This window comes from Rhodococcus sp. ACS1 (genome assembly GCF_002300155.1).
GTDB lineage: Bacteria > Actinomycetota > Actinomycetes > Mycobacteriales > Mycobacteriaceae > Rhodococcus_F > Rhodococcus_F koreensis.
Map to the genome: position 1 here is coordinate 226211 of NZ_NSDZ01000004.1, position 24385 is coordinate 250595.

Sequence of the window (24385 nt, forward strand, 5' to 3'; positions counted from 1 at the left end):
GATCGAGGAGTCGAGATGCCACAGAACCCGGTTTCTTCCGGTGCGCCAGCGGACGCGGCGCTGCGAGTTGTCGCCAAAGAGGTTGTCGCGGAGGGTGTCGTAGCGCTGACCTTGCGGCACCCGGACGGCCGGCGGCTGCCGGACTGGGCGCCCGGCGCCCACATCGACCTGATGCTCCCGAACGGGCTGACCCGCCAGTACTCGCTGTGCGGTGACCGTTGGGACGCGCACACCTACCGGGTCGGGGTGCTGCGGGAACCCGCCGGCCGCGGCGGGTCCGCGTACGTCCACGACGAACTGGCCGAGGGCGACCTCGTCGGGGTCGGCGGCCCGCGCAACAACTTCCCGCTCGCCCCCGCGCCGAGGTACCTGTTCATCGCCGGCGGTATCGGAATCACTCCGCTGCTGCCGATGATCCGCCAGGCAGAACTGATGGGAATCGACTGGCAACTCCTGTACGGCGGCCGCACCCGGACGTCCATGGCGTTCCGGGACGAACTCGCCGGCTACGGCGACCGGGTGGTCGTCGTGCCCCGGGACGAGCAGGGCCACCCCGACCTGCCCGCGTATCTCGCCGCCGCGGCCGCCGCCGAGGCGAAGGTCTACGTGTGCGGACCCGGGCCGCTGCTCGCGGCCGTCGAAAGCTGTTGCGCCGACTGGCGTGTGGGCTCGCTACGGACCGAGCGTTTCGTGCCGCAGGACCGGGGCGCACCGCTGCGCGACGTACCGTTCGAGGTGGAACTCGCGCGCTCCGGCCTCGCGGTGACGGTGACTCCCGGCGCCAGCGTCCTCGACGCGGTGCAGGCGGCCGGGGTCAACGTCCTGTCCTCGTGCCGCGAGGGCACGTGCGGGACCTGCGAGACGACCGTCCTTGCCGGCGCCCCCGACCACCGCGATTCCGTCCTCGATGACGACGAGCGATCCGCAGGCGACTGCATGCTCATCTGCGTCTCACGGTCGTGCTCCGACCGTCTCGTGCTCGATCTCTGACACACCCAGCGAAGGGATTTCCCGTGACGATGTTCGCCCCCGCCCCCGCGTTGCCCGTCAGCGACGCCGACCCGTTCGCCCTCGACGTCCTGCAGGACCCGTTGCCGTTCCAGGCGGACCTGCGGGATGCGGGCCCGGTCGTGTACCTGCGGCGCTACGACGTCTTCGCGCTCGGTCGCTACGAGCAGGTCCATGCCGCGCTGACCGACTGGCAGTCGTTCCACTCCGCCGCCGGGGTCGGGTTGAGCAACTTCCGGTACGAGACCCCGTGGCGGCCCCCGAGCATCCTGCTCGAGGCCGACCCGCCGCACCACGACGCCCCGCGGGCGGTGCTGAGCAAAATTCTGGGTCCGCGCGCACTGCAGAAGCTCAGGGCGTCGTGGATTCGGGACGCAGACATCCTTGTCGACCAGTTGCTCTCTAACACAACCGAATTCGACGTGGTCACCGACCTCGCTGCCGCGTTCCCGCTGCGGGTCTTCCCGGATGCCGTCGGCATCTCCGGCACCGGACGGGAGAACCTGCTGCCGTACGGGGACCACGCCTTCAACAGTTTCGGTCCGCTCAACAGCCTGGTGGAGAAGGGGGCGCCCCGGGTAGCCGAACTGTCCGGCTGGGTCAACGAGCAGTGCGCGCGCGACGCGCTCACCGGCGACGGCTTCGGTGCGCAGATCTGGGCGGCGGCGGACCGCGGCGACATCACGTACGAGCAGGCGCCGCTCGCCGTGCGCTCGCTGCTGACGGCAGGCGTGGACACCACGGTCAACGGGCTCGCGGCCGTGCTCTACGCGTTCGCAAAACATCCGGAGCAGTGGGCGAGGCTGCGGGAGAACCGCACGCTGGCCCGGACGGCGTTCGACGAGGCCGTGCGGTGGGAGTCATCGGTCCAGACGTTCTTCCGCACGGCCACGAGTGACACCGAGATCGGCGGCACGGTGATCCCCGACGGCAGGAAGATTCTGATGTTCCTCGGTGCCGCGAACCGTGATCCGCGCAGGTGGGACAATCCGGACGCGTTCGATCTCGGCCGGAATCCGTCCGGGCACGTGGGGTACGGGATGGGCATCCACCAGTGCGTCGGCCAGCATGTCGCCCGCCTCGAATCGGAGGCGTTGCTGACGGCGCTGGCATCCCGGGTGGAGTCGCTGGAGATCGCCGGGCCGGTGCGCCGTCACCTCAACAACACGCTGCGGTCGTGGGAATCGGTGCCGGTGCGGGTGCGGCTCGCCTGACCATACGTACGTATGTATTGATACTGCGGAAAGTCGCACGACTCGGGCGGTCCCGCCGATACGATGCTCCCAACCCCCATCGCCGCGGAGAGAGGGACCACGGACTCGCTCGTCCGTATCCACCGAACTCACCACCGAAGAGTAGGGCTCGCTCGTCAGCGGTGAGAACTTCTGGGAGACAAAGGTACTCGATCGGGGGGTGGTCCCTCGAGCCTATTGGGGAACACGGTGCTGGAAGTGGCAATGTGGGCGACAGCCCCTCCACGACGGCGTGATCATCTTCGACGCCGGCGCGACCCGGCGCGTGCTCACCGGGTCGACCGATGTCGGCGACGTCAGCTGGGTCACGCCCACCACGCTATGCACCACCGACTGTGTCACTCACGGCACTCTCGCGCACTCATGGCAGCTGGTCGCCAAAGGAAAGCTCCCCGCCGCACAGAAGGGCATGATCCACGCAGCCTAGGTCATGGCCGGATCGGCGATGGACCTCCTCGCAGATTCAGCCCTGCTGAAGCTCGCGACGGAGGAGTTCCAGGAACGAACCAACGCTGGCTGCGGCGATCCGTCGGTGGCGCCGCGTCCTTCGGTGGATTCGAATCACGCGGTGGGGGGCTTACTTCCGCCCAGTTTCGCGGTAACAGTCTCGGCAGCGGTTACTAAACGATCTCGGTACCGTTCGACCTCCGCGCCGGATAATTGATTGGGAAGCTGATAGAGACTCAACAGGAGCTCCGGCTGAGCGTCTACACCGAATATCGGTGCACTGATGATTCGGACATCGTATGTGGCGGCAGGGTCGATCTCGGCCGGTTCATATCCTTCGAGGCTGAGCGCGCGGGCGGCTGCGGTGACCTCCCCTGCCAGATCGCCCGTAGCACCGGTCAGCGGAAGCCGGGCAACAGCCCCTTCGAATCGCACCTGAGCATCGCTGCGAAGTACGAGCGACCAGCCACGTTCACGGACGCGGGAGGTTGCTTGCATGAGTAGGTCGCGATTGAGTGCCTGTCCGCCGCGTCCGATCCACTTGTCGAATTCGCGTCCTTCGGTCCAAGCCATCAGTGGCAATGCGAGCGGCGGAACGAAGGGCATCCGTTGACCGAGACGGATGTGTGGGGACGTCGGGAGAGTGCTTGCCATGCTGCTCCCTACCAGGACCAATTGGTCCCTGATCGAGACGGAGGCGCAGCATTCGACACCCAGCTCGCGGGCGATGGCTTCCATCTCGGGACGTGCCTGATCGACGATGCTGAGGGGGCGTAGCAGGTCAGCCTCTCCGGGGGCGGTGAGAGACGTCGACGAGAAGCAGCCGTAGCCGCCCTGGAAGAATACGAGCGGTGAGGTCGCATCATCGACCTCGAGTGATGCGACACGACCTATGACCAGGAAATGGTCACCCGCCTCGTAGATGGTATCGATCACGCAGTCGATCCACGCGATGGAGTCGTGGATACGCGGATTGCCATGCTGTGTCGGTGTCCAGTCGATCGACGCGAACTTGTCAGAACCCTTCAGGGCCAGGCTTCGGCAGATGTCCTGCTGGCCGGCGCCGAGCACGTTCACGCAGAAACGGCCGCTTTCGCGAATCTTTGGGAAGGTACTGGAGGTCTTGTCCGGAAGAAAGGCGACCAACGCTGGATCGAGCGAGACCGATGTGAAAGAGCCGACGGCCATGCCGACCGGTAGGCCTGCCGAATCGGTCGAGGTAATTGCCACGACGCCGGTCGGGAAGTGGCCGAGCACGGTGCGAAAATGCACCGGGTCGATCACTGTGCTGATCTCGGTGAGTGTCATCGGGTCATCCTTCTCGGCGTCAGGGCGTAGGTGCCGGTTCATCCTTGGTGATCGCGCTGGTACGGCTCGGGCTTCACCGAACTCCGAGCGCCGCCCGATCACCCTCGGTCCGCCTGAGGTGGAACTGCGTATGTCTACATCGCGGTCGGGCATGTGACGTGCGTCGCTCTCCAAATATGGTCGCACCGATCGCGAGACGCGTCAACTCTAACGTTGAATTTAATCTACAAGTGCGTTGACAATAGAGACGGCGTTCTCGAGTCGGTGGATGTCATGTGACGTGCTGAGATGTCCGCATTTGAGGATGTGGTGAGACGGGGCTGAACGGACCAGGCGTCTACATAAGTGTCAATTGTCGATGGAACGTATCGGTAGGCCGAACCTCGTTGACTTCAAATTGGGCGACAAGGGAACTGGCGAGTAGTGGTCGAGCAGCCAGCGGGTCACCAGCCGGGCTCGCCTCGGTCGAGAAGATCCGTACCCTGTCCGGTCTGCAGGGTTGCTCGATGCCGACGACATGATCGTGCTTGTGGGGCCGCGACTACAGTCGGATTGTCATCGTCGCCTTCCCGCGTGTCCCACACCCCGCTCGCGGTGAGCGCCGACAATCGATGAACAGCAGCAGCACCTCACACGAGCTTGCCTCGAGGCGAGCCCACCATTGGTCAGCGTACGGCAGCGAAGCCGCCGTCCACAGGTAGTAACTGGCCGGTGATGAAGTGCGAAGCATCGCTTGCCAGGAACACTAGAACCGGTGCAAGGTCTCTCTCTGCGTTACCAAATGTTCCCCCGAGCGGAATATCTTTGCGTAGCTGTTCTTGATATGCCGCGAGCTCATCCGCTCCCAGTGAGCTGGTGTACTTGTCAAACATTGGTGTATTGACATAGGGAAGAACAGCATTGACTCGGATTCCAGACGGACCCCATTCTCGTGCCACTGTCCGAGTCCACGTGTGTACGGCACCCTTCGACGAGCCATATGTGGAGTTGGAGAGTTCGCCGGTAAAGCCTGACATCGATCCGAAATTGATGATGGCACCGGTGCCGACATCCTTCATGATCCGGAAGGCCGATTGGTTTGTGTGGATCGTGCCGAGTACGTTTACGCGGTAGATGCTGTCGAAAAGTTCGTCGGTTATGTCCTCGGCCATTGCGGATCGCTGGAGGCCCGCGATGTTGACGAGGACGTCGACACCACCGAGGTCTTGTGCCGCGTTGCGGAATAGTGAATCTGTTGCGGGCCCGTCGGTGATGTCCAGTCTATTGAAGGTGGCGGTTCCCGGCCCGGTCTCGGTGGCTTCTCTGGCGACTGTGTTTCCGTCCTCTTCGTTCAGGTCGAAAGAATAGACCTTGGCGCCTTCGGATACATAGGACTTGACTATTGCAGCACCGATGCCCTGAGCGCCGCCGGTTACCAGAATTCGCTTGCCTTCGAGCAGCATTGATGATTCCTTCGCTATTGTCGGTTGGGGTGTACGCATGTATACGGGGAACGGTCAGGACGAGCTTGCCGATCACCTCTCGGATGTTGACGACATTCAATGCTTCGGCGACAGCGTGCATGGGGTACGTGTTCGACACCAGCGGTCGCAGTTTGCCTGCGGCGAATAGTCGCGCGAGCCCCTTCGAGTTTGCGGGCCTTCTCTTCGGGATTCGACTGCACAAAGGTGCTCCAGTAGACACCGACTACGGAGTAGCCCTTCATGACCTGGCTCTCTGCGTGCGCAGTCTCGTGGTCAAGTAGGTCGATGAGTGTGTTGGTGACGGAGTGGGTTGTTGCCGAGTTCGACTCCGTACGTCGATCGGCCACGAAGGTGGCGAACTCCAGTCCGTTTCCTATTCCAATAGCCATGATCGTCGTAGGAGTCTGAGTGGTACACCGATTTGAGGATCTCGACGTCACACCGATCGACTCCGCGGCAGTAACGGTGGATAACGTCTGTGATGGCCTGCTTGTCCAGCAGGTTCTTCAGGTCCTCGTTCATGTCCAACCTGTCTGCAATCGTTGGGCGAGTTCGATCGACGAACGCGTCACAGTGCGAGTTCTTCACGGTGTTGATTTCGCTGCGTTCCTCGAATAGTCAGCAAAGCAACGGTACTGATGGCTGCACAACCGAGGGTGTAGTAGGCGGCAGAGAGGGGATCGCCAGTCGTAGAGGCCAACCATGTGATGATGTACGGTGCAGTACCGCCGAAGATCGCCACGGACAGTGCATAAGTCACCGAGACCCCGGTTGCACGATTACGAGTGCGGAAACGCTCGGACAAGAACGCCGGCATGGGTCCTCCCACGACGCCGATCAGAATCCCTGCGATGATGAGCGCCACCAGGCCTCCACCGAATCCCAACTTCAGCATGTAGTACAGCGGGTAGGACAGCACAACCACGGCAATGGAGCCGAACAGCAGTACGGGTCGTCGGCCGATTCGGTCGGACACGGCGCCGAACAGAGGCATCGTCAGTCCCGCAATCAGTCCAGTCACCAGCGCCAGGAAGTACGAGCGCTCGAACGACATGTTGTAACTGGTGGACAGAAACGTGGGCATGCCGACCATGAACGTGTTTCCGACTGCGTTGTAGACCACCACCACGCCCAGGGTGGTCAGCAGGTATGTCAGCGGACGGCGTCCTGCACTTGTGGGGGAGACGAGATCCCCGGCCTCGGCCTCGACCTTGACCTGCTTGAAGTGCGGCGTCTCGTCGACCTTCAATCGCAGATACAACACAACGATCCCCATGGGGGCTGCCAGCAGAAATCCGATCCGCCAGCCCCAGGAAGCCATTGCATCCTCCGAGAGGAGGACCGCGAGCAATGTGGCAACTCCACCACCGAGAACGAAGCCCAGCGTCGTTCCCACGAAAGACCAGGATCCGTATACGCCGCGCTTGTTCGCAGGCGCGGACTCGACCATCAGCGATACTGCACCACCCATTTCACCGCCCGCCGAGATGCCTTGAGCGATTCGGCACAGCGTTAGAAGCAATGGTGCGAGCACCCCGATTGCTTCGTGCGTAGGTAGGAGGCCGATACAGGTCGTCGCAACGGACATCAGGGCGATGATGAGCGCCAAGACTGGCTTGCGCCCGATTCGGTCGGTCATCCGCCCGAAGATGAGTGCACCGATGGGGCGGAGGAAGAACGCCAGAGCGAAGAGCAGGAACGTCGAGAGAATAGAGGCCGTCGGGTTCTCGGAGGGAAAGAACAACGGTGCGATGATCGGAGCCATGTAAGCGTAGATGGCAAACTCGTACCATTCGACGAGATTTCCAAGAGAGCCTGCTACCAGCGCTTTTCGTGACTTGCTGACATCCAGCACCAGTTCGGTACCTGGGGTTGAACTCGTGGTGTTCGACATGGATTCGTCCGTTTCAGGATGTGCTCCACCCATCCGGCGAGGTGGATGCAGCAGGGAAGACTGGTTGATGTGACTCGAGCCACATCAACGTCAACGTGAATGTTGCCTTCGTCGGCGCCGAATGTCAACGCGTACGTGGACGGGGTGGCAAAAATCAACTTCGGCGTTGACAAATTCAGGTGCCTCCTGCCACGATAAGGGGGCGACTCGTCAACGCGCGCGTTGAAGGGTGAGGGTGATCTGGGCGAGGAGCGCTTGCCTCCGGTAGCCACATCGACACGAGAGGTACTCGAATGAAGACAGTGCAAGGTGAGTTCACGGGCCCGGACGGTGCAACCGAGGTGGGCTTCAATCCAGACAGGCTGACCGAAGCCGAGGTCCGGACGGCTGTTGGACGCGCAAACATTCCCTCGCTGCTGATGGTCGTATTCCAAACCACCGGGGACGAGAAGTGGCTCGAGGCACCGTACCGACCCACCCGAGGAAAGGGGCTCGGCGATCACGACTCCGGCGGTCTCGACGAGGCGGTGCAGAACGAGATTCGCGAAGCTGCTGTCTCCGCCATCCTCGACCTGCAGAACGGCGCCCGACCGGCCATCGAGGCACCGTCCCCCGAGCTCACCGTGCGCATGATGAGCGTGTGCATGGGTGAACCCGTCGGTGCGGAGTACGGACCGATGCTCTCGCTCGAGTTGGCTCGCCGGGCGGCGCCGGAGTCGGCGCATCTTGCCCTCGATCCGATCGACGCCCCCGAAGGCTTCTCGGTCATCGTCATCGGCACGGGCGTCGCCGGCATCGCCGCCGCCCAGCAGCTCGAAGAGATGGGGCTGAACTACGTCATCCTGGAGAAGCAGCCCGAGGCAGGCGGGAACTGGTGGCAGAATACATATCCCGGCGCCGGCGTCGACACGCCCAGCCACCTGTACTCGTTCTCGTTCGCCAAGAATGACTGGACTACGCATTTCGAGCTCCGCAACGAGCTGCAGGGTTACTTTGCTCGGGTCCTGAAGGACCTGGGCGCGGGAGAACGTGTGCGGTACGGAACCGAGGTGCGATCGGCGACCTACGACGAATCTGCAGCTCAGTGGACCGTCGAGGTGCGAAACCCAGACGGTTCTTCCTCGACCTTGCGGTCCGATGTGGTGATCAGCGCCGTGGGCGTGTTGAATCGACCGAAGAAGCCCACCCTTCCTGGCATGGAGCAGTTCGAGGGGATCAGCTTCCATTCCGCCGACTGGCCGGAGAACCTCGAACTCGACGGCAAGCGCGTCGCGATCGTCGGAACGGGTGCGAGCTCGATGCAGATTGCCCCGGCGATTGCCGATCAGGTAGCGCAACTGACGATCTTCCAGCGTTCGCCCCAGTGGGTGGCTCCGTTCGAGAAGTTCAGGATGCCCATCCCCATGGAGCTGCGGCGGCTCATGCAGACGTGCCCGATCTATCACAGCTGGTACTGGATTCGACTGTTCTGGCAGTTCGGCGACAAGGTCATCGAATCGTTGCGAGTCGATCAGGAATGGGATCACCCCGAGCGTTCGGTGAACGCCCGCAACGACGCGCACCGGGAGTACTTCACCCGGTACATCACAGCACAGGTCGGTGACCGGGAAGACCTTCTCGACAAGGTCATGCCGGACTACCCCCCGTTCGGAAAGCGCATTTTGCTCGACAACGGCTGGTACTCGACCCTTCGGAAGGACAACGTCGACTTGATCGACAGGTCCGTCGCGTGTGTACGGGCAGAGGGGTTGGTCGACGATCAGGGCACCCAAACCGACGTCGACGTGATCGTGTGGGCTACCGGGTTCGAGGCCGCACGGTTCGTCAGCTCGATGGATGTGCGCGGAGTCGGTGGACTCTCGCTCCGCGAGGCCTGGAACGATGACGACCCCAAGGCATATTTGGGTGTGTCCGTACCCGATTTTCCAAACTTCTTCATGCTGGGCGGGCCGAACTCGTTCCCCGGCAGCGGTAGCTTCATGTTCTTCATGGAGGTCCAGATGCGGTACATCCGAGGCCTTCTCACCGAGATGTTCCGCAACGGAATCAAAGCCCTCGACGCGACACCCGAGGCGAACCGGGAGTACAACGAGCTCGTCGACTCGACGCATGCTCGTACGGTCTGGACCCACCGCGGAATGTCGACCTACTACCGCAACTCAAAGGGGAGGGTGGTATTCGTAATGCCTTTCTTGAACGTCGAATACTGGCAGATGACCCAGCGCCCCGACCTGGAGAACTACACCGCACGCTGATCCACCGACGAAGAATGCCCCGGCGCCGCATACGGCGCCGGGGCGTTGTTCGTCGGAGGAAGCACCTGGTCTTGGACGTGCGTCGAAGGTGTTTCGCCTGTGGGTTTTCGATCAAGCGGGTTGTGTCGCTGCCGTTGAATGAGCGAGGTCGCCGGTATCTGGGGTTAGCGGCCAAGAAGAAACCTGAATATCGGAGACCTCGTGCCCAGCGAAGCGGTGCCGGGCCGGCCGGGGACACTGTGGCGGGACGTCAATGTGGACTCGACCATCGCGAGGGCCCACCAGCACGCGACCGGCGCCCGCCGGGAGCCGCAAACCATGGTCGATCATCGGTCACCGCAGGGCAGCGTGGTGACAGTCCGCAGTTCACCGCGGTTGTCGAAGCGATCAGCGTGCCACGGCCCGGCCCTGGGCGGCCCCGGAATCGACCGGACTGCGTTCTCGCGGACAAGGCCTCGAGCACTACAAGCAGCGCCATGCAGTCGAGAGCGGCATCAACCAACTCGAGTAGAACCAGATACAAGCTTGCGGTTCGCTGCACCTAAGGCGCCGCTACCACGTATCGATTCGCCGCCGCACGCTGGACGGGCGGTCCGGCCGCGGCGTGCTGATCACCGAGGTGATCCAAGATCTCGTCGTTATCGGATCGATGACGTCGTCGATCTCGAAAACCGACGCAGCATTGATCGCCTTACCCTGCTTTTCGTACTGCTCGAGGTGAGCTCGGTAGGCCTGGTCCCGTTCGTCGTCGTCCTCGATGGCGTCGAGCTCACGGCGGAAACCGAGCTTCACGGCGCCTTCCGGGCCCATCGCACCGAGTTCACCGGTCGGCCATGCCACGATTGCGTCGGGAACACGAAAACTGCCTCCGGCCATCGCCTGGCCTCCGAGTCCGTACGCCTTACGCACGATCACGGTGCAGAACGGCACCGTGAGGGATGGCGCGATGACGAACAGGCGGCTGACGTGCCGAACCGATGCCGTTTGTTCCGCGTCGGGTCCGACGAGGAAGCCCGCCGTGTCGCAGAGCGACACGATCGGTATCGCGTAGGCCTCGCAAAGCTGCAGGAAGCGCGCCATTTTGTCTGCTTCGGCGCTTCCGATGGTCCCACCGGCACGGCTTCCGTCGTTGGCAACCACGCCTGTGGGCTGCCCTTCGATTCGTACCAGCGCAGTGATGATTCCCGGTGCGAATTCGCGGCGAAGCTCCAGCACAGAGTCTTCGTCTGCGATCGTGTCGACGACGGTGCGCATATCGAAGGGGCGGCTGCGACGTTCGGGCACGACGTGCCGCAGCTGCCGCTGATCGGGTGCGCTCCAGGTTGTCGTGGACCCACGAAAGTAGCCCAGGTAGCGTCGTGCGACGGCTACTGCTTCTGCCTCGTCATCGACGAGCACGTCGATGACACCGTTGGGGCCCTGAACTGATACGGGCCCGATCTCGTCTGCACCGAAGGATCCGAGACCACCCCCCTCGATCATCGCCGGACCGCCGAGGCCGATTGTCGAGTCCTGTGTGGCGATGACGACATCACAGGCTCCGACCAGGGCCGCGTTGCCTGCAAAGCATCGTCCCGACGCGATCCCGACTGTCGGCACTACCCCGTTGAGGCGGCCGAGTGCAACGAACGTTCCCAGATCCATCCGTGTTGCGCGAGACATGTCGTCAGTGTCGCCTGGCCTGCCGCCGCCACCCTCGGCGAACACGACGACAGGGGTCCCTCGCCTGCCGGCGAGGTCGAACATCCGCTCGGCCTTCTTGTGGCTCTGGAGGCCTTGCGTCCCAGCCAGCACGGTGTAGTCGTAGGCCAATGCTGCAGTCGGATGACCGTCGACGGTTCCGAAGCCGGCGACGAGACCGTCTGCAGGTGTGGAGCCTTCGAGTTCAGCAAGTGATTTACGGCGGCGCTGTGCTGCGACCACAAGTGAACCGTACTCGTGGAACGGTTCGGGATCATACAGGTCTTGCAGGTTCTCCCTGGCGGTGCGCTTGCCTCGCTCATGGCGACGTTCGACGGCACCTGCGCGGGCTTCGTCGAGAGTTCGTCGGTGTCGAGCCAAGATGTCGTCGAGGTCGGATCGCGCGGCGGTGAGGTCGATCCGGTCGATGACAGCCGCTTGCTCGGGTTGATGTCCGTCCGGTTCGATGACGGCAAGCAGTGTTCGGGCTGAGACCGACTGGCCGATCTCCACGTCGACTGCGATGACGGAACCGGCAACTGGCGAGCGTACGTCGGTTTCCATTTTCATCGCTTCGACGGTGACCAGGACGTCGCCGCGCTCGACGGTGGAACCTGCTTTCACCGACAGCGCTACGACGGTACCGGTCAGTGGAGTCCGAACGTCGATCGATGCCTCATCCGACACCGCCTCGCTTGCCGGGGCTTCCGTCACCAGGTGGTCGTCGATCGTCCGTGTCGTGGTTCGACCGCAGCGAAACGCGTCGCTGCCGAGGAACCATTGGAGCGTGGAGATATCGGTGTCGAGGTCATCGAGACGAACCTCGTCGAGGGATGAATTCAACTCTGCAGCGGCAGTGGCGAAGTCACCGTCATCCCGGTGAACTATCACCTTTGCGAGCAAGGGGTCGTAACCGGTGCCGACCCGCATCCCGGTCTGCATGTGGGACTCGACTCGAAGGTGCTGTCCGGTAGGAAACCGCACTTCATTCAGTCGGTCCGAACCGTCCGGTCTGGGTCCTCCGGTGATCCTGGCCTCGATTGCAACACCATGGGGAGTGCCGAGGACATCGGGGGAGAGGTTCAGGTCCGAGAGAGCCCTGTGTTGTGCGAGGTCGATCTGGAGGTCCACTAGGTCCAGGCCGGTAATCTGCTCGGTGATACCGTGCTCGACCTGCAACCGGGGGTTGGCCTCGATGAAATACCACCGGTCGAGGTCATCGGCGTCCACGAGGAATTCGAACGTCGCCAAGCCTCGCAGTGATACTGCGGAGGCGAGTGACAAAGCAGCGGTGAACAGTGCCTCGCGCGTTGTGTCGGGCAAGAACTGCGCCGGCGCGATCTCGACCATCTTCTGATGGCGACGCTGTCCAGTGCAGTCGCGGTCGAACAGGTGCATGGGGAATTTGCTACCGTCGCCGGCCACCTGAACTTCGATATGGCGGGCACGCGGGAGATATGCCTCGACGTAGACGTCGGGAATGCCGAAGCTACGTTCGGCTTCTGAACGGCACCTGTCGATGGCTTGATCAAGTTTCTCGAGATCGTCCACTATGCGCATGCCGCGCCCGCCGCCACCGGCGGAGGCCTTGACTATGACCGCGGTCGTTCCGAGCGACTCGGCGAAGTCGCGAGCCGCTGTCTTGGTAGTCGGACCAGGTGTGGCGGGCAGCACCGCAACAGAGCATCGGGTGGCCAGCGCTCGGGTGGTGGACTTGTCCCCGAGAAGGCGCAGAGTTGGACCGTCCGGGCCCACGAACGTCAGCCCGGCCGCGGCGCATGCTTCGGCCAGCTCCGCACTTTCGCTGAGGAACCCGTACCCGGGGTGCACGATCGCTGCCCGGGTCGACGACGCCGCTTCACAGATGTTCGCTACGTCCAGATACGCCGACGGTCCGACCCCAGGGATCGGAATCGACTCGTCCGCACGCGTCACATGCGGAGAATCAGGCTCGTCCTCGCTGTACACGGCAACGGTGCGCAGACCTCGTGCGGCCGCAGTGCGCATGATTCGGAGCGCAACCTCGCCGCGATTGGCGATCAGCAACCCCGTCATGCGGAGGTGTCGGTGGCGGCGAAGCCGCCGTAACCGCCTTGGAAGAAGATAAGGGGAGACTCGGGTGTGTCGAGTTCGAGATGATGGACCCGTCCCACGACGATGTAGTGGTCGCCGGCGTGGTGCACGGCGTCGACCTCGCAGTCGATCCACGCCAAAGAACCCAGAATACGAGGCGTTCCCGAAGGTGTCGGTGTCCAATCGACATCTGCGAACTTGTCGTCGCCTTTTCGGGACAAACTTCGGCACACGTGCTGTTGATCGTCCCCGAGCACGTTCGCGCAGAATCTCTGCGCCGCAAGAATCTTGGGGAATGTCGTCGACGACTTGTCGGGGAGGAAGGCCACGAGTGGGGGTTCCAGCGAGACAGAGGTGAACGATCCCACCGCCATGCCGACCGGTCGACCGTCGGCGCCGATTGCTGTTACCGCTACCACCCCTGTGGGGAAATGACCCAAAATGTTGCGGAACAGTTGTGGGTCGATAACCCGATCGTCGTCGACGACCACCGATCCCTCGACGACTCCCGGATTCCGGGTGCCGATCATTTGATCGTCAACCCTGCGTCGACGGGAAGCATCACGCCGGTTACGTATCTGGATTCATCGGATACGAGCCAGGCCACAGCATTGCTGATCTCCTCGGGTTCGAGGATGTCGATCGGCAGCAAGTTGCTGATCGAGTTACCCATGTTGGTCGGATCTGCCAATGCCTCCGCCAACGCGGTGTTTCCCACCACCATCGGTGTGCTCACCCCGGTCGGGTGTACCGAATTGACCCGAATGTTGTGCTCGGCCAGCAGCACGGCGTACTGGCGCATCAGACCGACGACCCCGTGTTTGCTCGCTGTGTAGCCGATGCCTGCACCGGAGCTTCCCCCCACAGCCTTGATTCCGGCCGTCGAACTCGTCATCACGATCGATCCACCGCGCCCCTGCGCGATCATGCGCTCCCGTGCGACCTCGACGGTATTGAACACTCCGACCAGATTGACGCCGATCACGTCCGCGAAGACTGCGTCACGATCTCGTTCGTGAGCTTGCTGCGGCGCGATGCCTGCATTGGCCACGACGATGTCGACTCCGCCGAGTTCAGTGGCGCCGGCCTCGAGTGCGGCCGACAGCGCCTTCTTGTCGCGCACGTCAGCTGTTCGGGCAACGATTCGACGATCGAGTTTCTCCACAAGCGCGACTGTCTCGGCAAGATCGTCCTCTGTCGCCAGTGAATACGGCACAGTCTCGATCGAGCGGCAGATATCGACGGCAATGATGTCAGCGCCCTCTTCAGCGAGCCGTATCGCGTGGCTGCGCCCCTGCCCGCGGGCCGCACCGGTGATGAATGCAACCTTGCCTTCAAGCGTGCCGCTCATAGGAAATCTCCCTCTCGAAATGGACCTGGGCTGGGCATCGAAGAAATAAGGTGCCCAGCCCGACATTCTGTGTGTCTGACGTCTCCGCCCACGGCGGACAGCCGTCGACATGTGACACAGCTCGTCGTGTCGCTACCACACCGAACTGTGACGTGCATCGCTCCCTCGGAAGCCTGCCTTCACGCGCCCATTCTGTCAACTGTGTCGTTGATGTAATCCACAGCCGCGTAGATTTTGGCCCCTGCGTGCACGTCGTTGGAGGTTGACATCTATGGCACGGCGCACAATGATCGGAACTGCGATCTACGCTGACGTTGATCGTGGCGCGTACCGACGACAACGGATGCGCACAACGAGCTCGCCCCTAGGGAGTAGACATGACCGACATCGAGGCCAGGGTGCGACGGCTCGAAGACCGAGCCGAGCTTCAAGACCTGGCGGTTCGATACTTCTTGGCGTCGGACTTCGACGACTTCGACGCCATCGCCGACGCCTTCGCGCCCGAGGGCACCTTCTCCGCTGGAGGTTTCCCCGGTGCAACCGGCGGAAACGGGATCGCCGACATGATTCGGCAAGCGCGAACGGCATTTGGTACCACGATCCACACGCCCAACTACGTACTCGTCGATTTCGTCGACGACGATCACGCAACGGGTATCGTCGGCGCCCACCTCGAGATCGCGTCGGGCGGTACGACCGTGTTCGGCGCCGTGCGCTACGAAGATGAGTACGTTCGCGTCGATGGCCGCTGGCGATTCGCTTCCCGCAACATGCGCACCATTCACGTGGGCCCTTGGGACGACGTCGCATCGTCGTTGACCGCGGAGTTGCCGGTCCGCTGGCCCGGTGCCGACGCCGCAGTGTCCGACTATCCCGTCAACGCCTGATCCTTGCGGCGCGCCGAACCCGAGGCGTAGTCGAACTGCGGGAGTCACCCGCAACCAATTCCAACGTCTTCGTGAATCTACGAAGACGTTGACAAAATCAAACTGGAAAAATCCAGTTCGCCGGAATCGAACCGGTCGCAAAATCGTAACTCGAAGGAGATCCTCATGACTGCCACCCGCGAGGTGTCCACGCGCGAGCTCACCGAGCTCGTCGAAAAGGGAAAGATCGAACGGGTTCTGTTCGACTACGCGTACAACCTGGACATGAACCTTCCCGACCAACTCGCCGAGCTCTTCACGGAGGATTGCTACGTCGCCTACGGGCCCGACTTCGGCGCCGAAGGGCGCGCTGCCTACCGCGAGACACTCGACGGAATCGGCACCTTCTTCACGGCCACCAGTCACCACGTCTCGAACGTTGTCGTCGACTTCTCCGAGGATCTGACCTCGGCCAAGGTCCGTTCGGTCCTCTACGCATGGCATCGGTACACCAAGGAAGGCAAGGCCGACGGCTACTTCTTCGGCCAGTACCACGATGACTTCGTGTACGACGACGAGCACGGCTGGCGTTTCTCCCGACGGGAACTGCGTGCGTCCGGTGTCGTCGACTTCCACGTCAAGAAGCAGATTCCGATCGGACGGGCATGACAGCGGTCACCGAGACCAAACCGGACGCTCAGTTCGAGAACCTGCGGATCGAGCATCGGGGCCCCATCAGTTGGATCGTCCTGAACCGACCGGACAAGGCCAACTCTCTGTCGAACGAGCTGCTGGATGAGTTCAGTGCAGCGTTGGCCGCGCTGGCAACCTCCGGAGGTCCGGTCATCGGAATCCGCGGCGCCGGCAAGGGCTTCTCGGCCGGCTACGACATCGGCCAGGTCGGCAAAGTGGTGGCGGATCCGGATCCCGTGGCTGACCGAGAGCGACTGGCTCGCAACGTCAACCGATTCCTCGCGATCTGGGATCATCCGAAACCGGTGATCGCCGCCGTACACGGCTACTGCATCGCGGGAGCAACTCAGCTGTGCGTATTCACTGATATCACCTTCGTGGCACGCAACGCGAAGATCGGTGAACCGGCGATCCCGCTCGGTGGTGGGTACATTGCCCCACTGTGGGCCCCGCTGGTCGGCCCCAAGCGCGCCAAAGAACTGGCATTCGTGCCCGGTAACTCGATCGACGGCACTACCGCGGTCGAGTGGGGCTGGGCCAATCACGCCGTGGACGAGCAAGACCTGATCGGTGAAGTCGAAGCGCTTGCCGCTCGCATCGCACGCACGCCGTCGGACATCCTGCGGATCAAGAAGCTGTCCATCAACAGGAGTATGGAAGCAATGGGCGTGCGCACCGCGGCGCAGGGCGGCGCGGAAATGGATGCCCTGCTCCATCTGTCGCCGTCGGTGGCCGAGGTCCGCAGGTTCGTGGCCGAGGTGGGCCTGAAGGGCGCTATCGCCGCCTACCGCGTACCCGTGGAACTGACCGATCAACCTATGGCAGAGAAATAATGAGGAAGGACTTACCGTGAGCAGCGGAATCTTGTTCGAGCTGGACAATCACGTCGCACGAGTGACACTCGATCGCCCCAAGGCGCTGAACTCCATCGATCCCGAAATGGATTCGGCGTTGTTCGAGGCATGGACCGAAATCAACTCAAATCCTGACATCTGGGTCGCTGTGCTCGGTGCGACGGGGGAGAAGGCATTCTGCGCCGGTGCCAACGTCAGCGGAGGGACTGAAGGTGATGGCCGCAGGATTGCACTCGGTGGTGGCCTCACCGGCGTCGGTGGACCCATGCTGACGCTGCGCAAGCCTCTCGTCGCGGCCGTTCAGGGCTATGCGATCGGCGGCGGTTTCGAACTCGCCATGTGTGCCGACATCATCGTCGCCGCGGACAACGCCCAGTTCGGCATTCCCGAGACCAAGGTGGGCATCATCGGCGAGGCAGGCATCATGCACCGTGCGATTCGGCAGCTGCCGCATCACATCGCAATGGCCTTGATCCTCACCGGCGAGCGCATCGATGCACAGCAAGCCGAGCGATACGGACTCGTCAATGAGGTCGTCCCGCTCAAGAAACTGCTCGAGACTGCGACATCGTGGGCAGAGCGAATCGCCTCGGCGTCGCCTCTCGCCGTTCAAGCAGCGAAGGACGCTGTGCTGTCACGCGCGGGATGGCCGCTCGACGTCGCGCTGGCAACCCGATACGAGCCGATCGAGGCATACGCAAACAGCGCCGACAGGCTCGAAGGCAGGGCAGCGTTCGCCGAGAAGCGTGCAGCCCAATGGACTGGTCGCTGACCGTACGTACGTGACGTGAGCTGGGTCGGGATGATCGCTGCCTGACCCAGTGCACAGGGCCTCACAGCCCAGGAGCTGCTCACCGCGTGTGGCGGTGTCGGTTTCATTCTCTCAACCTCGCGCCCTCGAGGAACAAAGCACAGAAGGCCTCGCTGGTCTGCTTGGCATCGACTTTGCGCATTCCAGGTGTGAGCCACCGATGTGTCCAGTTGATCATCCCGAACAGCGACTTCGCCATCAGCTGCACGGGTACCTCGCTACGCAGGGTGCCCTCGTCGACGCCTTGTTGCAAGGTATCGAGAACAATGGCTTCGAAGCGCTTGGTCTTACGCGCCATTTCCTTACCCCACGACGTTGTGTCCAACTGCAACTGAGCCATGTCCTCCTGGATATACAGGTAGACGTAGGGATAGTTCCTCTCGTATGAGTTCATCTGTTGCTCGATGAGGCGGCGCAGTTTTCCGATCGCGTCTTCGTCGCTACCGATGATTTCCTCAGCAAACGCGATGTTCTCATCCAGCACACCGACCAAAATGTCATGAAAAAGGGCCTGAAACAGCTCTGTCTTGCTCGCAAAGTAGTAGTAAATCGAGGCTCTATCGGTCCCGAGCCGCTCGGCAATGTCGTTGAGTGTTGTCGCTTCGAAGCCCTTCTCTCCGAAGATGGCTGCTGCAGTGAGTAGCAGTTCCTGACGCTTGGCCTGGTAGTTGGGGCTGCTGTCATTTTGGGCACTGCGACGGCGTCGGCTCATGCCGCTGTTGGCTGCGGTCGAGGTAATCATGTCAAACAATATGCCGGGACCGACGTGATTGATCAACACCTACGTAGATTCTCAACCGATTAAATCAATCAGGTGCAGAGCAGATTCCGAACGATGTAGGCGACCTGCAATCGCTAAGGGCCGATATCGGCGGAGACGGTTCGCCCTCGGCCACTCCGTAGGGACGCGCTCTAGCCCGGTCGATAGCGGGACGTCGGGTGAGATCCAACTTCAGATTCCGCTCTCATCTTGACACAATCTCATGTTGATACAATCAACTCTGACGTTGACAGCGTGGGGCGAGTCGCTTAGCGTGAACGTCAACGAGATCTTCTACGCGCAGCACGCGAACTCTGTGCCATTCATACAGGCAATTCGTCGGCGATATCGCTTACGACGATCGACAATTTGAGGACGACATGACTGACTTCGGCGACTGGTGCACCGTCACTCCGCTCGGCGATCTGTTGGTGCGTGGAGCACACGCCCATCCCGACCGCGACCTGATCGTGTTTCCTGAGGAGCGATTCACCTACGCTGAGGTCCTCGAGCGTGCAGTTGCGGTTGCACGTGGGCTGCTGGCTATGGGGGTTCAGTCCGGCGACCATGTCGCGCTCCTGGCCCCGAATGGTGTCGAATTCGTCGAGGGATTCTTCGGATCGGCTTTGATCGGGGCAGTCGTCGTACCGCTCAATGCACGGCACAAGGCCAAGGAACTGGGTTACATCGTCGAGAACGCAGATATCACCGCGCTACTGACAGTGTCCAGTCCTGACGCCTACGTTGATTTTGTCGAGGTTCTACACGAAGCGCTGCCGTCGTTGGCGACTGCCAGCGGCCACGGCAACCTCGACCTACCCGAAGCGCCGCGTCTGCGTCGTGCGCTACTGCTCCGAGGCGCGAACAAGCCCGGATTCACTTCCAGGGCAGACCTGGATGCTGCGGCAGAGACTGTCGACCCATCGCTCGTCCATCGACATCGCCGACGAGTCAGGACGCGGGATATCGCCGCGATCCTGTACACATCGGGGACGACCGCCCACCCCCGTGGATGCTTGCTCACCCACGAATCGATGACGCGTGGCCCGGTGGAACGGGCGACCGGTCGCCTGTCGGCGGGAGAGCGCCACATCAGTTGGGCCGGCGGTCCTCTGTTCCACATCGCTGCACTGGCCCCGTTGATCGGCGCGATCGGTGCCGGGGGAACGTTTCTGACCGACACGTTCTTCGAACCTGGTCGCGCCATCGAGCTGATCAGGGCTGAGCGACCGACGTGCGTCTGGCCCTGGTTCCCCGGACCAATGCAGATGATGATGGCGCACCCGAACTTCGACGCGGCCCAGTTCGACTCGATCCGGTACCTGTTCCTGATCGGCCCCCGGGTCCTCATCGAACAGGTGCAGAATCTGTTCCCGGCGGCCGAATTGATGGCAGCATGCGGAATGACGGAAACGACCGGAATCTATGCGCTCAGCGAGCCGGACGAGTTGTTCGAGGATCGAAGCGGTGCACAAGGTAAACCCGTGCCGGGAGTTGAGATTCGTATTGTCGATCCGTTCGACGGTGCGGAGCAGCCCGTGGGGGTTCCCGGTGAGATCTTGATTCGAGGGTATTGCGTGACCGAGGGGTACTACAAGGATCCCGTAAAGACCGCCGAGTCGATCGATTCCGACGGCTGGTTGCGGACCGGGGACCTCTACAGTCGTACCGAGTCGGGGTGCCTGGTGTTCCACGGACGGCTCAAGGACATGCTCAAGGTCGGTGGCGAGAACGTTGCGGCCATCGAAGTCGAGTCGTTCCTCTGTGAGCATCCTGCGGTGTTGACTGCCGCCGTGATCGGCCGCCCGGACGACCGGCTCGACGAAGTGCCGGTGGCCTTCGTCGAGGTCCGAGAAGGCCATCAGCTCACAGAAGCGGAGTTGATCGAATTCTGTGACGGCAGGATCGGCCGGTACAAGGTTCCGCGCGCGGTCTTCTTCGTCGAGGCGGGGGCGTGGCCGATGTCGGCGACGAAGATCAACAAACGAGGGCTCAAAACACAACTGACGACGCCGGCCAAGTCCATGAGCGCAGCCGGATGAGTTCCGTGACAGTCGGATTCGAAACCCAAGATCTTCGTGTGTTGGCGGAAGAGATTTTGGAAGGAGTTCAGGATGGAGCCGGCCTCGATGAGCAAACCCGTGTGCTCACACATATCGCGGTTCGCGCGGTAGCAACGACGATGGATGTCGCGGGTACCGGCCGCTACATCGAGGAGGCGCTCGACCTGGGCCTCGACGCTGCACAGATCCAGGAAGCGCTGACGGTGGTATCGGGACTCGGGGTGCACACACTGTTCGAGTCGTCCAGGCAATTGGCGTCTGCCGTTCGCCGCAGAAACGGCGGCGAGGACGCACCGCTCGATCAGACGCAGCAGAACCTGTGGGATCGCCACATCGGCACCGACCCGTACTGGCAGCGCATGGAAGCCGAGCTTCCGGGCTTCTTCGACGCACTGCTCAGGATGTCACCGGAAACGTTCGTAGCGTTCTTCGACTACTGCGCGGTGCCGTGGAAGAGTCGGGCACTGCGGGCAGTGACCAAGGAATTGATCTCTCTCGCCGCCGATTCCACTCCCACCCACCGATACAAGCCCGGGTTCCTGCTACACCTGAGAAACGCGCTCGACCTCGGTGCCGGTGCCCGCAGCATCCGCGAGGTTCTCGAAATCTCGGCGGCCGCTCCCGAGCACCGCGGCGTCGGCTGACTTAGCCGTTTCCGCTCCCGCGGGCCGACACGAAGGGCACCACCGCTGCGGCGAACCAAGTGTTTCACTCCAGTCGGGCTCTGGTCGCTGCCGCGAGTGAGGCTGCCACTTGAGAGCGGCGGGCTACTCCCAACTTACGGAGCATGTGCGCGACGTGCCCCTCGACGGTTCTGACGGACAGGACCAACCGGTCCGCGATCTCCTTGTTGGTGAGTCCGTGTGCCACGTATTGTGCGATGTCCATCTCCCGGGGTGAGAGTCCGACCACCGGATGTGACGATGTCGACGGGCTGTCGTCGGGCTCCTCGTCCAGGGCATAAGCGATGAGTTCGGCTATCGACAGTGTCGACCCGCGACGACGCGCTGCCGTGTAGACCTCGTCTCCGAGCGAAGTCCGCGCACGGGATTCGTACACCTCGCGTCGCTGGACCCAGTGCCGAGAACCATATAACTGCATGCCGAACGATTCCCACATCGACGATGCTGCGCCGAGAAGTACGGCGGCGCGTTCCCCCGACCCTGCTGCGGCTTCTGCCCAGGCGAGAAGGTCGGTGACCAGTGTGGCTCCGACCGTGTCGTCGAAGGCGCGGTTGAGCGCGAGGGCGTTCATTGCGTGGGTGATTGCCTCGTCGTGACGACCGCGAACCAGCGCTACCAATCCCAATCCGTACACCGCGTAGGACAACATCCATCTCTCTCCGGTGACCGATGCCTGCGCGTGGACGAACTCGAAGTTCTCGGCAGCGCGTTCGGTCTCACCGCGCGAGCTGCAGAGCATTCCCATCTCGATGTGGGCCGTCCACATCAGATCGGTGATGCCGGGGAGACGCTCGTATAGTGCCAACGCGTCCGACAGGTGGCGTTCGCCGGCCTCGAAATTACCGCCGAGGTAGGTGTTGAGGCCTTGCGTCTGCAGGGCGAATGCCAGTGTCGCATCGTCACCGAGTTCGCGTGCGCGCCGCGCGGCAGTAGCGAGCGCTCGGGCTGCCTGGACTCTCTCGCCCTGCATCGTCTGCAGCAATCCCAATGTCGCGTTGAGCTGAGCTACGACATCTTCGGCCATGTCGTCGTGCCCGAGGAACTCGGTCACCCACATCCGGTGTTCTCGTACCGAAAATGCCGACGACCACAGGAACCAGGTCGCGACGAGGCTTGACGCGAGGTGCAGCGTCTCCTGATTCCGGTCGGTCAGCGCAGTCTGTAGCGCCGACCGTAAGTTGGCGCGGTTCTCCCGAAGCCGGGTGCTCACACGCTCCTGCTCAGCCCCCGTCCATGACCGGCGGGCGGTGCGCACCAGTGCAGCGCACCAACGCAGGTGTGCCACCCGTAGCTCGGCCTTATCGCCGTCGGACAGTTTGCTTGCACCGAAGTGCCGGATCGTCTCCAGCATCTTGAACCGGACGCGTCCCTCGCCGGTGGTGCGTTGTAACACCGACTTGCCGATCAGGCCGGTGATCGTATCCAAAATGCTTGCGGCATCGACAGGAACTCCAGCACAGATACTTTCGGCCGCGGCGAGGTCGAATCCTTCGGAGAACACGGACAATCTGGCCCAGAGCACCTGCTCCTGCGTAGTGCAGAGATCGTAACTCCACTCGACCGTCGCATACAGGCTTCGATGTCTGCTCGGCCCGCCGCGGTTACCCGTTGTCAACAACGCCAGCCGGTCGTCGAGACGTTCGGCGAGATCTTCTACGGACAGCGCGGTCAAGCGAGCGCAAGCCAGTTCGATAGCCAGCGGCACACCGTCCAGTTGGGTGCATACCCGGCGGGCGGCGTCCCGACTCGAATCCGTGATGGCGAATCCGGACAGTGCGGCCGATGCGCGGCTCTCGAACAACTCGATGGCGGCCCCCGGCCTGCCCGGGTCACGGTGGTCCGTCATGGACAGTGGCTCGAGGACGTGCACGTGCTCGTCCGGAATCGACAGCACTTCACGACTGGTGGCCAGGATCTTCACATGTTCGGTCTTCCGCAAGAGCAGCGAGATCAACTCGGCGCACGCGCGGACAAGATGCTCGCAATTATCCAGCACCAGCAACAGCTGCTTGGTTCGGACCGCTTCGAGGAGCGATTCGGTTGCACTTCGTTCCGGTGTATCTCGCTCATCGAACCCCAAGGCGTCCAGAATCGTCTGGGGGAGCAGAGTTTCGCTCCGCAGCGACGCCAGCTCCACGAAACGGACTCCATCGGCAAAGGCCCGCCGATACGCAGCCGCGGCCACTGCGGCGAGCCGGGTCTTGCCGATACCGCCGGGGCCGGCGACGGTGACGAGCCGGCTGTCGCCGAGCAGTGCCCGGATTCTGTTCAGTTCTTCGCTGCGACCGACGAAACTTGTCGAGAAGAGTGGAATATCGGTTGCACTGGACGTGCGGACGCTCGATGTGCGGGTGTCGGTTGGTCGGGAACGCTCCTCCTTGATGCGGCGGACCGCGCTCGCCAGAGTATTTCGCGAGCCGCTCCATTCGAGTTCTCGATGCAGTTGTGCCACCGTCACGTCGGGATCCGCGTCGAGCGCCGCAGCGATGCGGGGCCGGAGGGCGTCAGCTGACGACCCTGACCGTGGTCGGTGGTCCCGGGGTGGTGCCTCGAAGTTCAGGGCGCGGCGCACTGTGTTGCGCGAGACCGTCAATCGCGTCGCGATGCCCGAGATCGATTCACCGGATTGTCGAAGCTCGACTATCTCGCGCCACTCGTCAGCGTTCACTGTGCTCTTTCGTCCGCATGGGTTGATTTGTGATGGGTGTCACCGGTCGATCATGCGCGTGCCGGGCCGCGTGGTCAAGATCTGACAACGTACACATTGACAACCGTGGATCGGTGCACGACAAAAACGGAGCGCCCTGACCTGCATCAAGTGCGCCGCGCCGGGATAGGTGGTGATCCGAGTGCAACTACGGTTTCGTGCACGGCGCGGACGGTACACAGTGATACAGGTCATACACGAGCAGATCGCTGCACA

General features: G+C 62.5%; 19 protein-coding genes and 1 pseudogene. 10 read left to right on the forward strand and 10 right to left on the reverse strand.

Going from position 1 to position 24385, the window contains the following annotated elements; genetic code table 11:
• The first annotated feature begins 15 nt into the window (after window positions 1–15).
• From CJ179_RS13405 to CJ179_RS13415, 3 genes are all read left to right on the forward strand, one after another.
• Window positions 16–990 (forward strand): PDR/VanB family oxidoreductase, encoded by a 975-nt coding sequence (locus tag CJ179_RS13405; protein ID WP_072936866.1) that lies wholly within the window; start codon window positions 16–18, stop codon window positions 988–990.
• 29 nt (window positions 991–1019) lie between these two features.
• The gene (locus tag CJ179_RS13410; RefSeq protein ID WP_179377616.1) at window positions 1020–2222 is read left to right on the forward strand and encodes a cytochrome P450; all 1203 of its coding nucleotides are present in this window, start codon (window positions 1020–1022) and stop codon (window positions 2220–2222) included.
• Between the two features lie 271 nt (window positions 2223–2493).
• The gene (locus CJ179_RS13415) at window positions 2494–2688 is read left to right on the forward strand and encodes a hypothetical protein (RefSeq protein ID WP_257015482.1); all 195 of its coding nucleotides are present in this window, start codon (window positions 2494–2496) and stop codon (window positions 2686–2688) included.
• Window positions 2689–2822: 134 nt separating this feature from the next.
• On the opposite strand, the gene CJ179_RS13420 is transcribed toward CJ179_RS13415, so the two are convergent.
• The 5 genes and pseudogenes from CJ179_RS13420 to CJ179_RS13440 all read right to left on the reverse strand — a co-directional run bounded on the left by CJ179_RS13420 (window position 2823) and on the right by CJ179_RS13440 (window position 7373).
• Window positions 2823–4016 (reverse strand): flavin reductase, encoded by a 1194-nt coding sequence (locus tag CJ179_RS13420; RefSeq protein ID WP_179377578.1) that lies wholly within the window; start codon window positions 4014–4016, stop codon window positions 2823–2825.
• Window positions 4017–4681: 665 nt separating this feature from the next.
• Entirely contained in the window at window positions 4682–5458 is a 777-nt protein-coding gene (locus CJ179_RS13425; protein ID WP_095861861.1) for an SDR family NAD(P)-dependent oxidoreductase, read from the reverse strand.
• A 115-nt stretch (window positions 5459–5573) separates the two neighbouring features.
• A pseudogene (locus tag CJ179_RS53995) lies at window positions 5574–5699 on the reverse strand (hypothetical protein); the annotation flags it as partial.
• 53 nt (window positions 5700–5752) lie between these two features.
• Window positions 5753–6001, reverse strand: a complete 249-nt coding sequence (locus CJ179_RS54000) for a nuclear transport factor 2 family protein (protein WP_218834814.1) — start codon at window positions 5999–6001, stop codon at window positions 5753–5755.
• Window positions 6002–6047: 46 nt separating this feature from the next.
• Window positions 6048–7373, reverse strand: a complete 1326-nt coding sequence (locus CJ179_RS13440; RefSeq protein WP_095861862.1) for an MFS transporter — start codon at window positions 7371–7373, stop codon at window positions 6048–6050.
• Window positions 7374–7666: 293 nt separating this feature from the next.
• Here CJ179_RS13440 and CJ179_RS13445 point away from each other — a divergent pair, with 293 nt between their 5' ends.
• Window positions 7667–9628, forward strand: coding sequence for an NAD(P)/FAD-dependent oxidoreductase (locus tag CJ179_RS13445; protein WP_257015483.1), 1962 nt, complete (start codon window positions 7667–7669; stop codon window positions 9626–9628).
• Between the two features lie 552 nt (window positions 9629–10180).
• On the opposite strand, the gene CJ179_RS13455 is transcribed toward CJ179_RS13445, so the two are convergent.
• From CJ179_RS13455 to CJ179_RS13465, 3 genes are read right to left on the reverse strand one after another with little or no spacing between them, the layout of a single operon-like run.
• Window positions 10181–13363: a carboxyl transferase domain-containing protein gene (locus tag CJ179_RS13455; protein ID WP_095861863.1), complete on the reverse strand. Its 3183-nt coding sequence runs from the start codon at window positions 13361–13363 to the stop codon at window positions 10181–10183.
• Window positions 13360–13872: a flavin reductase family protein gene (locus tag CJ179_RS13460; protein WP_373560141.1), complete on the reverse strand. Its 513-nt coding sequence runs from the start codon at window positions 13870–13872 to the stop codon at window positions 13360–13362. Before CJ179_RS13460 ends, CJ179_RS13455 begins: the two co-directional genes overlap by 4 nt.
• 35 nt (window positions 13873–13907) lie before the next feature.
• Window positions 13908–14732, reverse strand: coding sequence for a mycofactocin-coupled SDR family oxidoreductase (locus CJ179_RS13465; protein WP_095861865.1), 825 nt, complete (start codon window positions 14730–14732; stop codon window positions 13908–13910).
• A gap of 377 nt (window positions 14733–15109) precedes the next feature.
• Between CJ179_RS13465 and CJ179_RS13470 the strand changes: the two genes are divergently transcribed.
• The 4 genes from CJ179_RS13470 (at window position 15110) to CJ179_RS13485 (ending at window position 17917) form a co-directional block, all read left to right on the forward strand.
• A complete protein-coding gene (locus CJ179_RS13470; RefSeq protein ID WP_095861866.1) occupies window positions 15110–15619 on the forward strand; it encodes a nuclear transport factor 2 family protein in 510 nt (169 codons plus the stop codon).
• 165 nt (window positions 15620–15784) lie between these two features.
• The gene (locus CJ179_RS13475; RefSeq protein ID WP_095861867.1) at window positions 15785–16267 is read left to right on the forward strand and encodes a nuclear transport factor 2 family protein; all 483 of its coding nucleotides are present in this window, start codon (window positions 15785–15787) and stop codon (window positions 16265–16267) included.
• Window positions 16264–17124, forward strand: coding sequence for an enoyl-CoA hydratase-related protein (locus tag CJ179_RS13480; protein ID WP_095861868.1), 861 nt, complete (start codon window positions 16264–16266; stop codon window positions 17122–17124). The genes CJ179_RS13475 and CJ179_RS13480 overlap by 4 nt, the downstream gene beginning before the upstream one ends.
• Window positions 17125–17140: 16 nt before the next feature.
• The gene (locus CJ179_RS13485) at window positions 17141–17917 is read left to right on the forward strand and encodes an enoyl-CoA hydratase-related protein (RefSeq protein WP_095861869.1); all 777 of its coding nucleotides are present in this window, start codon (window positions 17141–17143) and stop codon (window positions 17915–17917) included.
• Between the two features lie 103 nt (window positions 17918–18020).
• Here the strand turns inward: CJ179_RS13485 and CJ179_RS13490 are convergent, their stop codons facing one another.
• Window positions 18021–18737 carry a TetR/AcrR family transcriptional regulator gene (locus CJ179_RS13490; protein WP_257015485.1) on the reverse strand — a complete coding sequence of 239 codons (717 nt, stop codon included), beginning with the start codon at window positions 18735–18737 and terminating at the stop codon, window positions 18021–18023.
• A gap of 359 nt (window positions 18738–19096) precedes the next feature.
• On the opposite strand from CJ179_RS13490, the gene CJ179_RS13495 reads away from it, so the two are divergent.
• Window positions 19097–20758 (forward strand): class I adenylate-forming enzyme family protein, encoded by a 1662-nt coding sequence (locus CJ179_RS13495; protein ID WP_095861870.1) that lies wholly within the window; start codon window positions 19097–19099, stop codon window positions 20756–20758.
• A gap of 101 nt (window positions 20759–20859) precedes the next feature.
• Window positions 20860–21423, forward strand: a complete 564-nt coding sequence (locus CJ179_RS13500; protein WP_257015486.1) for a carboxymuconolactone decarboxylase family protein — start codon at window positions 20860–20862, stop codon at window positions 21421–21423.
• Window positions 21424–21487: 64 nt separating this feature from the next.
• Here CJ179_RS13500 and CJ179_RS13505 read toward each other — a convergent pair whose 3' ends face one another.
• On the reverse strand, window positions 21488–24157 hold the full coding sequence (locus tag CJ179_RS13505) for a LuxR C-terminal-related transcriptional regulator (RefSeq protein WP_095861872.1): 2670 nt from the start codon (window positions 24155–24157) through the stop codon (window positions 21488–21490).
• Window positions 24158–24385: the final 228 nt, after the last annotated feature.

Coding starts and splice junctions, on each gene's coding strand:
- CJ179_RS13405 (WP_072936866.1), top strand. CDS start 16: ATGCCACAGAACCCGGTTTCTTCCGGTGCGCCAGCGGACGCGGCGCTG.
- CJ179_RS13410 (WP_179377616.1), top strand. CDS start 1,020: ATGTTCGCCCCCGCCCCCGCGTTGCCCGTCAGCGACGCCGACCCGTTC.
- CJ179_RS13420 (WP_179377578.1), bottom strand. CDS start 4,016: ATGACACTCACCGAGATCAGCACAGTGATCGACCCGGTGCATTTTCGC.
- CJ179_RS13425 (WP_095861861.1), bottom strand. CDS start 5,458: ATGCTGCTCGAAGGCAAGCGAATTCTGGTAACCGGCGGCGCTCAGGGC.
- CJ179_RS54000 (WP_218834814.1), bottom strand. CDS start 6,001: ATGAACGAGGACCTGAAGAACCTGCTGGACAAGCAGGCCATCACAGAC.
- CJ179_RS13440 (WP_095861862.1), bottom strand. CDS start 7,373: ATGTCGAACACCACGAGTTCAACCCCAGGTACCGAACTGGTGCTGGAT.
- CJ179_RS13445 (WP_257015483.1), top strand. CDS start 7,667: ATGAAGACAGTGCAAGGTGAGTTCACGGGCCCGGACGGTGCAACCGAG.
- CJ179_RS13455 (WP_095861863.1), bottom strand. CDS start 13,363: ATGACGGGGTTGCTGATCGCCAATCGCGGCGAGGTTGCGCTCCGAATC.
- CJ179_RS13465 (WP_095861865.1), bottom strand. CDS start 14,732: ATGAGCGGCACGCTTGAAGGCAAGGTTGCATTCATCACCGGTGCGGCC.
- CJ179_RS13470 (WP_095861866.1), top strand. CDS start 15,110: ATGACCGACATCGAGGCCAGGGTGCGACGGCTCGAAGACCGAGCCGAG.
- CJ179_RS13475 (WP_095861867.1), top strand. CDS start 15,785: ATGACTGCCACCCGCGAGGTGTCCACGCGCGAGCTCACCGAGCTCGTC.
- CJ179_RS13480 (WP_095861868.1), top strand. CDS start 16,264: ATGACAGCGGTCACCGAGACCAAACCGGACGCTCAGTTCGAGAACCTG.
- CJ179_RS13495 (WP_095861870.1), top strand. CDS start 19,097: ATGACTGACTTCGGCGACTGGTGCACCGTCACTCCGCTCGGCGATCTG.